We start from the raw sequence: 14,182 nt of genomic DNA on the forward strand, positions 1-14,182 counted from the left end.
GCACATGCAAACAACAATTCATTTTCTCTCAGCAGACAGCAGCACCTTATTGGAAGGCAAATGGTTGGCTCCAGCCCAACTCCCTGAACGAGTTGCGGTGTTGGCGCATCACTTTCCGCCAATGTCGAATATGGATCAGCGGGCGATTTTCGCCACCTTCAAAGTGCTGCGAGACCGTGGTTGGGGCGTGTTGCGCTACAACTCGCGCGGCGTGGGCAAAAGCCAAGGCGAATTTAGCGGCGGCCCGGGCGAAGATCTCGATTTGCAGGCAGCCTTAGCTGAGGCTCGCCAGCGCGCTCCCCAAGCCCAAATCTGCCTGATCGGTTGGTCGTTTGGGGCGCAATTGGTGTTGCGAGTGATGGCCAGCGATCCAGCGATTCGGGCAACCGTTGCGGTTACACCAAACCCAATTGGTTTGCAGGAAAGTGCCCAAGGCCAGCATGGGCCGTTATTGGCAATTGTGGCCGAGCGCGATCAATTTTTTGATTTGATTGAAACCCGCACCGCCTTTGAACAAGCCAGCGAGCCAAAAACCTGGCATTTGCTGAAATGGGCTGACCACTATTATCTGACTCGCGAGGATGAAGTGGCGCAATTGACGGTGGATTGGCTCGAACAGGCGGTTAAGTGAAAACAGGAAGCAGTTTGCACCGCTCCCTGTTATTCAGAAAATTTAGGCTAATTTGCGCCAGCGTTCGACATAGGGGCTGCGCTCGATCCAAAGTGCGCCGGCCCAGACGATGCCAAGCAGAATTGCTGCAATTGGCATCGTCGTCGTATAAGGAATTTCTGGCATCAAGGTATAGCGATCGCTAATCCATGCGCCAGCGTAGAACATCATTAATGTTCCGAATGCTGCAACAAAGGGATTAATGCGATAGGTAATGCCAATATCAATCGCCAAGGCCGTACCAATAATAAACAATGGCACAAACGATGGTGGAAACTCAATGCCGCGCAGAATGTAGAACGACACAACCCGATAGATCAAATAGGTTCCGGCAACCAAGGTTGCTGTCCAGCGTCCGCGCATAATCAGGCGGGCAGCTAAGAGCACCAAAACCACCGAGGTGATCAACCACAGCGGGTAGAGCCAATCGGGCACAGGAATTGCAAAACGCTCTGGGTTGGCTCCTGCCTCGATCATCAATTCGGCATCGGCGTAGGGCTTGCCAAGGCGCATGGCTTCGATTGCGGTTACGCCATATTCTTGTTGACCCAAGGGGAATAAGAAATCTTCAAGCAAAAAGGCCCAAAAGCCAATCCCGAAGACCGTTTTAATCCGGCTATCGGGCGCTAACAGCAACCAACCACGCAACACACCCAAGAGCATCACCGCTGTGCCAAGGTAAAGCAAGGCGTGGGTCGGGCTCCAACTGGTAATATCAAGCCCAAACAAACGGTGGTTGATTAAATCTAAAGGAATTGCAATTAGGAAGATCGAAATCCCCGCCTGCATCAAGCGCAAGGTTAACCGATCGACTCCATAGCCAGTCCAAGTATGGAACATAACGAGCAACACGACGATGACCGTGCCAACCGTGTTGATCATATGCGGTGGCGCTAAATCGTCGCGCAAAAAGCGGAAGTGCCAAGCCACATCCCAGCCTGAACCCATCAATTTGAGCACAAATGCAAACAACCAAATACCATAAATGGTGTGCAGCGCCCGCGTATTTGTCGGGCGTAGTGGTTGCCCTGGTGAACTGTACGTTTGCCAAAGTGGCATCACATAGCGGTCAAGATACTGGCGCATACGTGCAACCCTTTCTGAATTAAAACGTGTTGAAGTTCTCTCTGATCGACGTTTACTACGGTGGGGTTGTTGCAGTTTCAACAACCTAACTTTCGATGCTGATTGGAATTAAACGTTGATTGGCACATTCTATGGATGCCATCAATCCTTGTCAATCCCTTGCAACGCAAGGTGTCATGAATCGCGTTCATAATCGTGTTTTGGGTTTCATGGCACGCCATCTGCAATATTGCTCGTTAGCAAATTCTAGTTTTAAGGAGCATTCGTGCAATGGATAAACGCTTAAAAACCCCAACTGATTTAGATTCTAAAGCAACTGGCCCAGTAATTGAAGCACTCAATCGCAGTTTGGCCAATTCGTTTGCTTTGTACATGAAATATAAAAATTTCCACTGGCATTTGACTGGTCGCCATTTCCGCGATTTACATTTGATGTTCGATGAGCATGCCAACCAGATTTTTGCCACGACCGATATTTTGGCTGAGCGTGCCCGCCGCATCGGTGGCACCTCGTTGCGCTCAATTGGTCATATCAGCGAGTTGCAAACGATCGAAGATAATAATGCTGAGTTTGTCGAGCCAGCCAATATGCTGACTGAGCTGGTGAACGATAACCAGACCTTGGTTAAAAACTTGCGCAAAGCTCACGATGTTGCCGATGAAGCCAACGATGTGGCCACCGCCAGCGAGCTTGAACCAATGATTGACCAAGCAGAAAATCGAGTTTGGTTTCTATTTGAACTTTCTCAAGAAACCAAAGGTTAAGTAAGCGAGCGAAGACATATAGATGTCTAATCAAGAATGGGCTGGGGCTATTTTCCCCGACCCATTTTGATTTAACCCCAATGTTTGGTTAACGCCAGATACATTTTTAACTCATACCAACCCATCACCAACGCCAAAAGCATGCCCAACAAGCCATCGCGATAGCCGCCCCAGGTGACATAACGTCGCCAAATTGTGCGCAATGGTTGCAAAACATAATTTTGGGGCTTGACCCGCACGCCATTGCGATAAAGCGTGGCAGCCTCTGCTTGGGCATAACGCTGTTGTTTTTCGCGTAGTTCGGCCCACGATTCAATATTAATATGCTCAAGATGCTGGGTTAATTGGCCTTCGCTGCCAGCCAGTATAACCAATTCATGGACCAAGCGGCTGGGATCGTATTGGGCTTTGCTGCGTTGCACCAAGCGCAATTGACGGTCGGGATACCAACCGCCGCCACGCAAGGCTCGCCCCCAATAGCGGTTGAAGCGCGGAATCCAGTAGCCCGCGTGGCTTGGTTGGCTTGGCAAAAGCTGGCGGATTTCATGCTGCAAGCTGGGAGTTACCCGCTCGTCAGCATCTAAAAACAGCACCCACTGGCCCTTGCATTCGGCCAAAGCCCGATTGCGCTGGGCAGGAAACGACTCAAACGGCGCAGCGATCACGCGCGCGCCAGCTTGGGTGCAAAGCTCGGCGGTGCGGTCGCTGGTGCGAGGGTCGAGCAAAACCACAATTTCATCAGCTAAATTGGCGATTGAAGCCAAAGCGGCTCCAATGTGGCGTTCTTCATCGCGCGCAATAATGGCAACAGATAACAGCATATTAACGTGGTTGCTTCTTTCGAATCAAAAAGGCAATTGACATAAGTAATGATACGATAGCGCTACAGATCATCATGAGCAAACCTGCGCCAATTTCATCAATATCGTCGCTGACTGCCGCGCCAATCAATAATAGCCCAGTAATGCCGAAAACAAATAAACTTGGCACAATATTCAAGCCACCCCAGAGGTTGCGGCGTTTGAGATAGGCCATAATGCTGAGACCTAAACTAATAACTGCGCTAGCAGGAATGCCATAAATAAATAAGGCCGCGCCTTCGTTCATCACATCTTCAGCATATTGCGGGTCGATCATCTTAAACAAGCTGATGCCTGTGCCACTGAGCACTACTAATGGCAAAAACATGCCAATCAAGATGCCCACGGCACTGAGAATCATCAAGCTAGCTGGTAAAGTGCCATTGGTTGCAGGAATTGCACGATAAATGCTTTGGCTTGGTACTGCATAGCCCATTGGCGTTTGGCCATAACCAGCTTGTGGAGCTTGGCCATAGTTTTGGGCTTGGCCATAGTTTGGTTGTTGATAGTGGTTGGGTTGAGCTGGCTGGCCATAATTGGCTGCTGGCGGCCCATAATTTGGCTGAGCTGGCGCGCCATAATTAGCTGCTGGTGGCAGTTGGGTTGGGTTGATCGCTTGCGTTTTATCAACCGGATTCGACATTGGCGGCAGATTGGACAAGACTTGGGTTTTATCCATGGCCGCTGGTTGGGTAATTGTCGCGCCGCACGAAGGGCAAAACTTACTATTATCGGCGATGGTTGCCGAACATTGCAAACATTGCATTGCGCTTCCTTTCATTTACGGGATACCACTTGAAATAGTGTACTTGTGGTGATCAAGGTGAAACTACCAAATAAACCGAGCCATAAACCGAAAGTAGGGCTGTAACCTGAATCGTTGAATAGGATGTCAGCACCAAAGATTGTAAGAATTACCACACCAGCGATGCCTGCCAGCATTGCACCTCGTGCCAAGTTGCGGTTTTGGCTAATCAGGCACCCAATAGTGCATAAAAATGCCAGCAAGGCCACAATTAAATAACCATAACTCAGACTTGTCCATAACGAGGGCCATCCGTTGCTAGGGTTATTGACGATCGTAAGCATGCGAAAAAATTCGCCATCGCTATCGCGTTGGGCTACGCCTAATTGGATTGCACCCAACATCAGGATCGCATCCATGAACATTGAAGCACCAAAAGCTAGCAGATTGGCACGGCTTTTGGGCTGATTGAGTTGTTTGCCACAGTAGGGGCAACTAGCGCTAACCGTTGCTAGCGTCATAGAACAAGCTGGACATTGCATCGTAGGCTCCTCGATTGAGATAGCTGGATCTTGAGCATTCCCTCATCACTCGATCCAAAAGTATTTATTGGTTATTCAAATCTATTGGTGATCACCACCCTTCCGTCCCGCCTCAAGGCGGGAGACGCAGGGGGTTTTCATCCCCCTGCACCCCCTAAATGACATTTGGTGGTAGGTAAAGTGAAATCGGTTAAACCCAATGAATCATAGGAAAACCACTTTGTTTAGCCCCTCGCCCGCAACGTGGGAGAGGGGTTGGGGTGAGGGAATGTTAACTTCTAGGCTTGAAAATATTCCCAAATTACCCGATGCGTCACTGCGCGAAAGCGACCCCAATCTTGCCAATTGCCAGCAATTTCGTGGTCTTCGCTGCCGCTTAGGCTTTCGAGTTGGTCTGCCAGCGTTGGTAGATCGGCCACCTGTGGAAAGCCAAAGGCTGCGACTTGCTCCGATTCGTCAACTGCGCCCAACGTGCCGCCCAATTCGCGCAGCAAAAAGCCAAAAGTATAAAATGTTGGGCTGGGGCTGTTGGTTGGGCGATAGCTGACCGCCGCCAAAAAGCGTTCAACTTGCACATCAAGCCCTGTTTCTTCGGCGGTTTCGCGCAACAAGGCCGCATACACTGGTTCGTCGTAATTGATGCCGCCAGTTAATAAGCGAAAGCACGTGGCTGGATAGTAGGCTTTGCGGGCGCTGATAAGGCTGCCATCAAGCCGCTGCACCACCATACAAACCTCGCCATAGCGGTCGGATTTGCCAAACGGCGCAAATAAGCTTTTGATGTTAATCGCTTGTTCAGCTGGGCTAGCAGGATACTGACCATCAGGCAAAACCAAGGCTACTTGGTGCACGTGCGGCACGCCAAAGCGCGCAACTAAATCGGCTAATTCAGCGCCAACGTGGTTGGGAAGTTGAAATTGCTCAAACATACAAACGATCTCCAGCACAACAAAAAACCTTCTCCAGTATAGAAGATTAGGCAAGCCATGCGAATAGGCGCAAAGCGCTTCTTGCCAACAATCTCAACTCGCAGTATAGTGCGCGCTATGACACGAGCATTAATTACTGGCGCAACTGGCTTTGTTGGCCAACATCTTGTTCGCTATTTGCAGCAAGCAACCACATGGGAACTATGGACCTTAGGGCGCACGGCGCACCCAGAACTCCCAACGGTGCTGGCTGATCTGCTTGATCGTTCGGCGGTAGCAACGGCGGTGGCTCAGGCGGCTCCCGATCTGGTGGTGCATTTAGCTGCCCAATCGGCGATTCCGCAATCGTTTCACGACCCTGCTGGCACATTCAATAGCAATGTGCTTGGCCAATTACACCTGTTTGAGGCGATCAAGGCTGCTCAGCTCGACCCGCTGGTGCTGGTGGTTGGCTCGAATGCGATGTATGGCATGGCCCATCGTTCGGGCTTGCCAGCAGATGAACAAACCATGCTCTGTCCAGCCGATCCGTATGCTGTTTCCAAGGCAGCCCAAGATTTGCTGGCGGGCCAATGGTGGTATAGCCATGGCCTGAAGGTGATTCGTGCTCGGCCATTTAACCACACTGGGCCAGGCCAGCGCGCCGATTTTGTGGTGCCAGCGTTTGCCCACCAGATTGCGCGCATTGAAGCAGGCTTGCAACCGCCAGTGATTCAGGTTGGCAATCTCTCGCCCCAACGTGATTTTAGCGATGTGCGCGATGTTGTGCGCGCCTATCACTTGCTGCTCGAACGAGCGCAGCCTGGTGAGATTTATAATATTGGTGTCGGTCAGAGTGTCTCAATTCAGTCAATTCTTGATAGCCTCATTGCACTCAGTGGCCAAACGATAACGGTCGAAGTTGATCCTCAACGCTTGCGTCCGGTTGATGTGCCAATTGTGGCCTGCGACGCGACCCGTTTGCGCAGCCAAATCGGCTGGGAGCCGCACTATCGGCTTGAAGATACCCTGCGCGATATTCTTGCTGAATGGCGCAGCCACGTTGCTAGCGAGGTCGAGAGAGTTGGCTCCCACAATCACAAAACATAGAGGATTAACGATATGGATATTTTAGTGCTTGCCGGTGGGACTGGCTCGCGCTTGTGGCCACGCTCACGGCGCACCAAGCCCAAGCAGTTTTTACCCTTGCTTTCAAATCGCACCATGCTCCAAGAAACCGTCGATCGGGTGCGACCGTTGATGGAAGAGGGTCGCGTTTTCGTGGTAACTGGCTCGGATTACGAGGAATTAATTCGCGAGCAGTTGAACGATGTGCCCCGCAATAACGTCATTTTAGAGCCAAGTGGCCGTGGCACGGCTTCGGCAATTGGCTTGGCTGCAATCCACATGCGGCGCTCGGCTCCCGATGCTGTGATGGCGGTGCTTAGCGCCGATCACTTGATTTTGCGCAACGAAGCCTTTCGCCAAGCCTTGCAAGCCGCCGAAGTGGCTGCCCGCGAAGGCTACTTGGTCACTTTGGGCGTAAAACCATCGTTTGCCAACACCGGCTATGGCTATATTCAATGTGGCGACTTGATTACCGAAGCCCATAATCACAAAATTCATCGGGTGCAGCGCTTTGCAGAAAAGCCCGACCATGATACTGCCGAGCGCTATTTGGCGCAAGGCAATTATTTTTGGAACGCTGGGATTTTCGTTTGGCAAACCAAAACCTTCCTTGATGCAATTGGTCGCCACATGCCCGAATTGCGCAACCAGCTCAATCAAGTGCAAGCTTCGTTTGGCAAATCGCGTTACCACGACACCTTGGCTCAAGTTTGGGATAATGTCGAAAATATCACGGTTGATTATGGCATTATGGAGCGTGCGCCAAATGTAGCGGTCGTGCCAGTTGATATTGGTTGGAGCGACGTTGGTGACTGGCATACCTTGACGACCTTGCTGAGCGACGATGATTCGGCGAATGTCGTCATTGGCCCGCACGTCGAGGTCGATACCAAATCAACCTTGATTTACAGCGATTCAGGCCGCATGATCGCCACGATTGGGCTGGATGGCTTTTTGGTTGTCGATACCGGCGATGCCTTGCTGATCGCGCCGCGCGAACGCGCCCAAGATGTCAAGAAAATTGTTGATCAGTTGCGGACTGAAGGCCGCAATGATGTGTTATAAGCTATAATTGAGCGTGCACGGCAGCAGGTGGTTAGCAATAACCAAACCACTGCCGTGCTTTTATTGAAAGCAGATCTATGCGTGCAGTTATTTTAGTTGGCGGATTGGGCACTCGGCTGCGGCCATTGACCAACCAGCTCCCCAAGCCGTTAGTGCCAATTGCTGGCGAAGCCCTGATGAGCCGAACCTTGCGTCGTTTGCAGCGCCAAGGGGTGCGCCATGTCATTTTGGCGGTGCAATATTTGGCCGAGCAATTTTTGGCAGCCTATGGCGATGGCTCGGCGTTTGGGCTGAATTTGCAGATTGTGCAAGAACCAGAGCCATTGGGCACTGCAGGCGCAGTGCGCTATGCCCTTGAACAAACCAAATTGCTTGAGGCTGGGCCGATGTTGGTGTTGAATGGCGATGAATTAACCGATTTTGATGTGGCGCAGCTGTGGCAAGCCCATGCGCACGCTGCTGGCGTGGCGACGATTGCGGTGCGCGAAGTTGCTGATACCTCGGCGTTTGGTGTGGTAGCCAGCGACGAGCAGCAACGAGTCTATGCTTTTCAAGAAAAACCTGCGCCAGGCACGGCGCTCGCTAACACAATTAATAGCGGAGCCTATGTGTTTGCGCCAGCAGCCTTGGCCCAGATTCCAGCGCAAGGCTTTGCAATGCTCGAACGTGATCTCTTCCCCAGTTTGTTGGCGGCTCAAGCGCCGATTTATGCCTACCAACACAGCGCCTATAGCCAAGATATTGGCACGTTGGCGGGCTATTTAGCGGCCAACGAAGCAGTCTTGATGGGTCGTCTGCCCCAAGAACCAGTGCATGGCATACAATATGCAGCAGGAGTGTGGGCTGCGGCTGATGCTCAAATCAGCCCTAGTGCGCAATTAATCGCCCCGATTATGCTTGGGAGCGGCTGTGTGGTTGGTGAGCATGCCCGACTTGAACGGGTGGTCGCTTGGGAACGTGTTACAATTGAGGCCGCTGCAAGCTTAACCAATGTCGCTCTTGCCAGTGATGTACTCATTGCCCACCATGCAACTGTTGAAGGTCTTGCCCTTGGTTAACACCATTCCAATCAACTCATCCAATTCGCTATTTCATTTGGCTTGACGAGCGATCGTCAGCAATCTCTTTTCGTGGGAACCCAATTTCAATCGCAAGCTCAGGAGCGTGTATGGCATCAGCAATCAAATTTGGCACCGACGGTTGGCGAGCAGCAATCGCTGAAGAGTATACCTTTGACAATGTGCGCATTGTGACCCAAGCCGTTGCAGATTATCTGCATGAGTCGGGCTTAGCCCCGCGTGGGTTGGTGGTTGGTTATGATACTCGTTTCGGTTCCGAGCGCTTCGCCGCCGCCACCGCCGAGGTGCTGGCTGCCAATGGGATTCACGTTTATCTAACCGAAAAAGCTACCCCAACTCCCGTTGTTTGTTGGAGCATTCTTAGCAAAAAAGCTGGTGGTGCTTCAATCATCACTGCTTCACATAATCCACCAAGCGATAATGGCTACAAATATAAGCCAGAATATGCTGGCTCGGCCTCGCCCGACGTGATCGCTCGCTTGGAAGATCGTTTAGAAAAAGCTCCAGTCAAGCGTATGACCTTGCGCGAAGCAGAAAAACAAGGCTTGGTCGAACGGATCAACGGCACGCCCGATTATGTGGCCCAAATCAAGCAAATGGTTGATCTCGAAGCGATCAAACGCGAAGGCTGGACGATTATCAACGATGCGATGTATGGCGCTGGCGCTGGTTTCTTGCCATTATTGCTTGATGGCGGCCAAACCAAAGTTGTGCCAATCAACGATACCCGCAACCCGTTGTTTCCTGGCATGCGTTCGCCCGAGCCAATCGACGACAATTTAACCAAGCTCAAAAATGTGGTCAAGCAAAGCGGCGCGTTTGCAGGCTTGGCCTACGATGGCGATGCTGATAGGGTTGGTTTGGTCGATGAAAAAGGCAAATTCGTCGATCAGCTGCGGGTGTTTGGCTTGTTGACCTATTATTTATTGGAAGTTAAAGGCTGGCGCGGCCCAATCGTCAAGTCGCTTTCGACGACCTCGATGGTCAATCGTTTGGCCGAGCTGTACAATGTGCCAATCTACGAAACGCCGGTTGGCTTCAAGCACATCGGCCCTAAGATGATCGAATCGAATGCGATTATTGGCGGCGAAGAATCAGGCGGTTTTGCCTTTGCTAAGCACTTGCCAGAACGTGATGGCATTTTGTCGTCGCTGCTGTTGCTCGATTTATTCTTGAAGCGTGGCAAAACGCCCAGCGAAACCATGGAAGAATTGCTTAACAAAGTTGGCCCGCACTTCTACGACCGGATTGATATTACCTATCCTGCCGAGCAACGCGATACCATTCTCAAACGGGTTGATGCAGCGCGGCCTGATGCCTTGGCTGGCCTAACCGTCAATTCGATCAATACCCAAGGTGGCTACAAATATTATCTGCAAGATGGCAGCTGGCTGTTGATTCGCTTCTCGGGCACCGAGCCATTGTTGCGGATTTACACCGAAACCCGTTCGCCAGAGTTGGTCGAAAAACTCTTGGCTGAAGGTCGGGTCATCGCTGGGGCATAGATTTGAATGAAACCGCATAAGTTGAGCTGAAACCGCGAAGGACACGAAGCGCACGAAGATTAAGTATCTGGGAAGCTTGAAATGTATACAAATTTTAGCGAACCACTTAACTAAACCTTAGCGATCTTCGCGTCCTTCGCGGTTAATAACTAATTTGAAACAAGAAAAGGCCACAAAGATCAAAGCAGATCTTCGTGGCCTTTGAGTTTTTCGTTGGTCTATACAACTTAGTCGATGAATTGGGTAATTTTTTCGACTTCGTGGCGGTGGTGTGGGTAGCCTTCTTCGGCGGCAACGCCCAAGGCAACCAAGCCAGCCAATTGAACGTGTTCTGGCAAGCCCAAGATTTCTTTGACTTGGGCTGGATCAAAGCCCAGCATCAACGAGGTGTCGTAGCCCAATGAGCGAGCGACCAATGAGAGATAGCCAAGGGCGATGTTGGTTTGGCCCAAGCCCCAAGCTTCTTTTTGCTCTTGGCTGCGGTGGGCGAAGGCACCCAAAATGCCATCGATAGCGCCTTGGCGTTGTTCTGCTGGCACGCCTGGGTGAATCACATCGGCGAGGTTGGCCAAGGCATCGGTGGTGTCGCTATAGACAGCAATCACAACTGGAGCGCTGCCAACTTGGCCTTGACCATAGGCGGCTGCTTGCAATTTGTTTTTGACTTCTTGGTTGCGCACGGCAACGAAGCGCCATGGTTGAATGTTCCACGCTGAAGGAGCTTTGCCGGTCAATTCCAAAATGGTTTTGAGGTCGGCTTGGCTCACTTGGTCATTGGTATATTTACGAACTGAGCGGCGGCTGTTGATTGCATCGGCGACGCTCAAAACATTGCTTACTGCTGGCTGAGTCATTGGTCTAAGCTCCTAGAAAATAGTGCAGCACCATCGTTTGGGCTGCGTTTGTTGTATCTGTAACTAGCATAATTACATATTGTCCTTGGATTTATCTATTGGTGCGTCCTTTGGCTCGTCCCAAGCGCGGTTCATGCTGTCCTAATTGCTAGCAATATCGGGCAATTTGCTGGTTTTGGGGTACAATCCTTGCGATATGTGTTGGTTATAAGGAGGAATTATGAGCGATATTAAACAACTCTTGAGCAATGCCAAAACGATTGCCGTAGTGGGCCTGAGCAACAAACCAGATCGGGCGAGCTATGGCGTTGCCGAATATATGCAACGTGCTGGCTATCGAATTATTCCGGTCAATCCGGTGTTGACTGAGCCTGTGCTTGGCGAGCAGCCGGTTGCTTCCTTGAGCGACATCAAAGAGCCAATCGACATTGTCGATATTTTCCGCCGCGCCGAAGATGTGCCACCAGTCGTTGAAGAAGCGATCGCGGTTGGCGCGAAGGCGATTTGGATGCAGCTTGGCATCGTCAATCAAGAAGCCGCCGCCGCTGCCGAAGCCGCTGGCTTAGAGGTTGTGATGGATAAATGCATTAAAGTCGAGCATATGCAGCAATTGTAATGATTAGGGGCTGGGGATCGGAAATTTAACGCTGCGCTTCTTCGTTAAACGAACTGGTATTTAACGCAGAGGCGCAGAGCACCGAAGGATGAAGAATGAGGGTGAAGTCAAGAGCATAGAACATAAGCTTAAACATCTGTGGCTCAAAGAACTTAACCTTCGCGCTCTTCGTGCCCTTCGCGGTTTCTCGTCCTTCGTGCGCTTCGTGTCCTTCGTGGATCAAAATTCCTCATTGCTACTTCTATGTTCTATGTTCTTTGCTCTATGTTCTTGTATCCCCAAAATATCAAGTTTGCGGTACAATAAACTATCGTGTTCTTCACTTATGTCTTGTTGAGCTATGCTAAATTTAACTTATGATGTGGTCGTTGTTGGCGGTGGGCATGCGGGTTGTGAGGCGGCTTTGGCTGCTGCACGCATGGGTTCGCAAACCCTCTTGCTAACGATCGATCTCGATAAATTGGCGCACATGTCGTGCAATCCATCAATTGGTGGCCCCGCAAAAGGCAACTTGGTGCGCGAAATCGATGCACTTGGTGGCGCTATGGGGGTCATCACCGACCGCACCTTGATTCAAATTCGGCTGCTGAATGAAACCAAAGGCCCTGCCGTGCAAGCCTTACGCGCCCAAAGCGATAAGCGTTTGTATGCCAAGGCCATGAAAGAGTTTCTGGAAGCCCAGCCAAATTTAGCGCTCAAACAAGCCATGGTTGAGCGCATTATCCCCTTGGCTGATCAAGCTGATGGGGCCAATTTTGCCGTCGAAACCCAAACTGGTTGGCAATATCGGGCTAAAGCTTTGGTCTTGACCACGGGCACGTTCTTGCGTGGCCGCGCAATCACTGGCGAAGCAATTGTGCCTGCTGGCCGGATGGGCGAGCAACCAGCGGTCAATCTTTCCAGCGATTTGAGCCAGTTGGGCTTTCCATTGGTGCGCCTGAAAACTGGCACGCCGCCACGCATCGATGCGCGAACGATTGATTTTACGGGGCTAGAAGTGCAGCCAGGCTCCAGTACGCCGCTCTATTTTTCGTTTAATTACGATGGTCAGCGGCCCGAAAGCTTGGTGCATGGCCCGCCCAACCCAATTTACCCAGAGCCAATGCTTGATGGCTGGCGACCACAATTGCCCTGCTATCACATTTACACCACGCCCGAATTCCACCAACATATCCGCGATAATTTGCATCGTGCGCCGATGTTTAGCGGGGTGATCGAGGGCGTTGGGCCACGCTACTGCCCATCCATCGAAGATAAAATTGTGCGTTTTGCCGATAAAGAATCGCATGGCTTTTTCCTTGAGCCAGAAGGCTGGGAAACGCTCGAAATCTATGTCCAAGGCTGCAATACCTCGCTGCCAGAAGATGTGCAATGGGCTATGTTGCGTTCGATTCCTGCTTTGCGCAAGGTCGAAATGATGCGGGTTGGCTATGCGATTGAGTATGATGCGGTCGCGACAGGCGAAATTACCGCCTCGCTTGAAGCCAAACGCTTGCCACATCTCTTTTTTGCTGGCCAAATCAATGGCACAACTGGCTATGAAGAAGCTGGCGCACAAGGCTTGATGGCGGGAATTAACGCTGCATTGAAGGTTGCTGGGCGTGCGCCATTTATTTTGCGCCGCGACCAAGCCTACATTGGCGTGATGATCGACGATTTGGTGACCAAAGAAATTCGCGAACCATATCGCATGTTCACCTCGCGGGCTGAACATCGCTTGTTGCTGCGGGGCGATAACGCTGATCTGCGGCTCACGCCATTGGCTGCTGAGCTTGGCTTGGTTAGTACCGAACGCGCTGAGCAAGTCGAACGCAAACAATGGGCGATCGATCAAACCACCCAACAATTGCGTGGTTTGCGCTACACGCCGAGCGCCGAAACCAATGGCCGCCTGCAAACTGCGGGCATTGATCCCTTGTTGCAGCCAGCCTCAGGCGAAGATATTTTGCGGCGGGTCGGGGTCAAGTACGCGCAGTTGGCCGAAGTCCAGCCTGATCTGCCAGCGGTTGAGGCCGATGTTGCCGAGCAAGTTGAGCTGAGCGCTAAATATGCGGTTTACATTGCCAAAGAGCAAGCCTCGGTTGAGCGGGTGCGCAAAATGGAAGATCGGCGTTTGCCTGCCGATTTGGATATTGAGGCGATTCCCAGCTTGCGGATCGAAGCGCGCCAAGTGCTCAAACGCTTCCGCCCAGCGACCTTGGGCCAAGCATCGCGCTTGTCGGGCATCAACCCCGCCGATATTGCCCACCTGCTAATTCACCTCGAACGCCGCGAACGGGCGACGGTGGAATAGGCGATAGGGGCCAGGGATCAGGCAGTTTTTAACTGCGAAGGACGCGAAGCGCACGAATGTTGAATT

Annotated in this window: 14 protein-coding genes; 8 read left to right on the forward strand and 6 right to left on the reverse strand. The window is 51.5% G+C overall.

The genetic code is table 11. The features are described 5' to 3' along the window. Window positions 1-4: 4 nt before the first annotated feature. Window positions 5-631: an alpha/beta hydrolase gene (locus ACFMKP_RS18855; RefSeq protein ID WP_382294043.1), complete on the forward strand. Its 627-nt coding sequence runs from the start codon at window positions 5-7 to the stop codon at window positions 629-631. Between the two features lie 42 nt (window positions 632-673). Here ACFMKP_RS18855 and ACFMKP_RS18860 read toward each other — a convergent pair whose 3' ends face one another. After that, a complete protein-coding gene (locus ACFMKP_RS18860) occupies window positions 674-1,756 on the reverse strand; it encodes a hypothetical protein (RefSeq protein WP_382294045.1) in 1,083 nt (360 codons plus the stop codon). Between the two features lie 270 nt (window positions 1,757-2,026). Here ACFMKP_RS18860 and ACFMKP_RS18865 point away from each other — a divergent pair, with 270 nt between their 5' ends. Beyond that, window positions 2,027-2,521 carry a Dps family protein gene (locus ACFMKP_RS18865; RefSeq protein ID WP_382294047.1) on the forward strand — a complete coding sequence of 165 codons (495 nt, stop codon included), beginning with the start codon at window positions 2,027-2,029 and terminating at the stop codon, window positions 2,519-2,521. 71 nt (window positions 2,522-2,592) lie between these two features. Here ACFMKP_RS18865 and ACFMKP_RS18870 read toward each other — a convergent pair whose 3' ends face one another. The 4 genes from ACFMKP_RS18870 to ACFMKP_RS18885 form a co-directional block, all read right to left on the reverse strand. Beyond that, the gene (locus tag ACFMKP_RS18870) at window positions 2,593-3,342 is read right to left on the reverse strand and encodes a glycosyltransferase family 2 protein (RefSeq protein ID WP_382294049.1); all 750 of its coding nucleotides are present in this window, start codon (window positions 3,340-3,342) and stop codon (window positions 2,593-2,595) included. A 1-nt stretch (window position 3,343) separates the two neighbouring features. Further along, entirely contained in the window at window positions 3,344-4,147 is an 804-nt protein-coding gene (locus tag ACFMKP_RS18875; RefSeq protein ID WP_382294051.1) for a zinc-ribbon domain-containing protein, read from the reverse strand. A gap of 11 nt (window positions 4,148-4,158) precedes the next feature. Beyond that, window positions 4,159-4,668 carry a hypothetical protein gene (locus ACFMKP_RS18880; protein WP_382294053.1) on the reverse strand — a complete coding sequence of 170 codons (510 nt, stop codon included), beginning with the start codon at window positions 4,666-4,668 and terminating at the stop codon, window positions 4,159-4,161. 278 nt (window positions 4,669-4,946) lie between these two features. Further along, window positions 4,947-5,597 carry an NUDIX hydrolase gene (locus tag ACFMKP_RS18885; RefSeq protein WP_382294055.1) on the reverse strand — a complete coding sequence of 217 codons (651 nt, stop codon included), beginning with the start codon at window positions 5,595-5,597 and terminating at the stop codon, window positions 4,947-4,949. A 117-nt stretch (window positions 5,598-5,714) separates the two neighbouring features. On the opposite strand from ACFMKP_RS18885, the gene ACFMKP_RS18890 reads away from it, so the two are divergent. The 4 genes from ACFMKP_RS18890 to ACFMKP_RS18905 all read left to right on the forward strand — a co-directional run bounded on the left by ACFMKP_RS18890 (window position 5,715) and on the right by ACFMKP_RS18905 (window position 10,353). After that, entirely contained in the window at window positions 5,715-6,686 is a 972-nt protein-coding gene (locus ACFMKP_RS18890; RefSeq protein ID WP_382294057.1) for a GDP-mannose 4,6-dehydratase, read from the forward strand. Window positions 6,687-6,698: 12 nt separating this feature from the next. Further along, window positions 6,699-7,769: a mannose-1-phosphate guanylyltransferase gene (locus ACFMKP_RS18895; protein WP_382294059.1), complete on the forward strand. Its 1,071-nt coding sequence runs from the start codon at window positions 6,699-6,701 to the stop codon at window positions 7,767-7,769. Window positions 7,770-7,846: 77 nt separating this feature from the next. After that, entirely contained in the window at window positions 7,847-8,827 is a 981-nt protein-coding gene (locus tag ACFMKP_RS18900; protein ID WP_382294061.1) for a sugar phosphate nucleotidyltransferase, read from the forward strand. A gap of 110 nt (window positions 8,828-8,937) precedes the next feature. Next, the gene (locus ACFMKP_RS18905) at window positions 8,938-10,353 is read left to right on the forward strand and encodes a phosphoglucomutase/phosphomannomutase family protein (RefSeq protein WP_382294064.1); all 1,416 of its coding nucleotides are present in this window, start codon (window positions 8,938-8,940) and stop codon (window positions 10,351-10,353) included. A gap of 227 nt (window positions 10,354-10,580) precedes the next feature. Here the strand turns inward: ACFMKP_RS18905 and ACFMKP_RS18910 are convergent, their stop codons facing one another. After that, a complete protein-coding gene (locus ACFMKP_RS18910; RefSeq protein ID WP_382294067.1) occupies window positions 10,581-11,207 on the reverse strand; it encodes a nitroreductase family protein in 627 nt (208 codons plus the stop codon). A gap of 220 nt (window positions 11,208-11,427) precedes the next feature. Here ACFMKP_RS18910 and ACFMKP_RS18915 point away from each other — a divergent pair, with 220 nt between their 5' ends. Continuing rightward, window positions 11,428-11,823 (forward strand): CoA-binding protein, encoded by a 396-nt coding sequence (locus ACFMKP_RS18915; RefSeq protein ID WP_110515714.1) that lies wholly within the window; start codon window positions 11,428-11,430, stop codon window positions 11,821-11,823. Between the two features lie 340 nt (window positions 11,824-12,163). Next, window positions 12,164-14,116 (forward strand): tRNA uridine-5-carboxymethylaminomethyl(34) synthesis enzyme MnmG, encoded by a 1,953-nt coding sequence (mnmG, locus tag ACFMKP_RS18920; protein WP_382294070.1) that lies wholly within the window; start codon window positions 12,164-12,166, stop codon window positions 14,114-14,116. The last annotated feature ends 66 nt before the right edge of the window (window positions 14,117-14,182 follow it).

The sequence above is a fragment of the Herpetosiphon sp. NSE202 genome (assembly GCF_042688385.1).
Classification (GTDB): domain Bacteria; phylum Chloroflexota; class Chloroflexia; order Chloroflexales; family Herpetosiphonaceae; genus Herpetosiphon.

What these genes read in the sequence shown, in the direction of transcription:
- ACFMKP_RS18915 (WP_110515714.1), top strand. Translation starts at nt 11,428, where the DNA reads ATGAGCGATATTAAACAACTCTTGAGCAATGCCAAAACGATTGCCGTA.
- ACFMKP_RS18860 (WP_382294045.1), bottom strand. Translation starts at nt 1,756, where the DNA reads ATGCGCCAGTATCTTGACCGCTATGTGATGCCACTTTGGCAAACGTAC.
- ACFMKP_RS18870 (WP_382294049.1), bottom strand. Translation starts at nt 3,342, where the DNA reads ATGCTGTTATCTGTTGCCATTATTGCGCGCGATGAAGAACGCCACATT.
- ACFMKP_RS18910 (WP_382294067.1), bottom strand. Translation starts at nt 11,207, where the DNA reads ATGACTCAGCCAGCAGTAAGCAATGTTTTGAGCGTCGCCGATGCAATC.
- ACFMKP_RS18880 (WP_382294053.1), bottom strand. Translation starts at nt 4,668, where the DNA reads ATGCAATGTCCAGCTTGTTCTATGACGCTAGCAACGGTTAGCGCTAGT.
- ACFMKP_RS18900 (WP_382294061.1), top strand. Translation starts at nt 7,847, where the DNA reads ATGCGTGCAGTTATTTTAGTTGGCGGATTGGGCACTCGGCTGCGGCCA.
- ACFMKP_RS18875 (WP_382294051.1), bottom strand. Translation starts at nt 4,147, where the DNA reads ATGCAATGTTTGCAATGTTCGGCAACCATCGCCGATAATAGTAAGTTT.
- mnmG (WP_382294070.1), top strand. Translation starts at nt 12,164, where the DNA reads ATGCTAAATTTAACTTATGATGTGGTCGTTGTTGGCGGTGGGCATGCG.
- ACFMKP_RS18890 (WP_382294057.1), top strand. Translation starts at nt 5,715, where the DNA reads ATGACACGAGCATTAATTACTGGCGCAACTGGCTTTGTTGGCCAACAT.
- ACFMKP_RS18905 (WP_382294064.1), top strand. Translation starts at nt 8,938, where the DNA reads ATGGCATCAGCAATCAAATTTGGCACCGACGGTTGGCGAGCAGCAATC.
- ACFMKP_RS18865 (WP_382294047.1), top strand. Translation starts at nt 2,027, where the DNA reads ATGGATAAACGCTTAAAAACCCCAACTGATTTAGATTCTAAAGCAACT.
- ACFMKP_RS18855 (WP_382294043.1), top strand. Translation starts at nt 5, where the DNA reads ATGCAAACAACAATTCATTTTCTCTCAGCAGACAGCAGCACCTTATTG.
- ACFMKP_RS18885 (WP_382294055.1), bottom strand. Translation starts at nt 5,597, where the DNA reads ATGTTTGAGCAATTTCAACTTCCCAACCACGTTGGCGCTGAATTAGCC.
- ACFMKP_RS18895 (WP_382294059.1), top strand. Translation starts at nt 6,699, where the DNA reads ATGGATATTTTAGTGCTTGCCGGTGGGACTGGCTCGCGCTTGTGGCCA.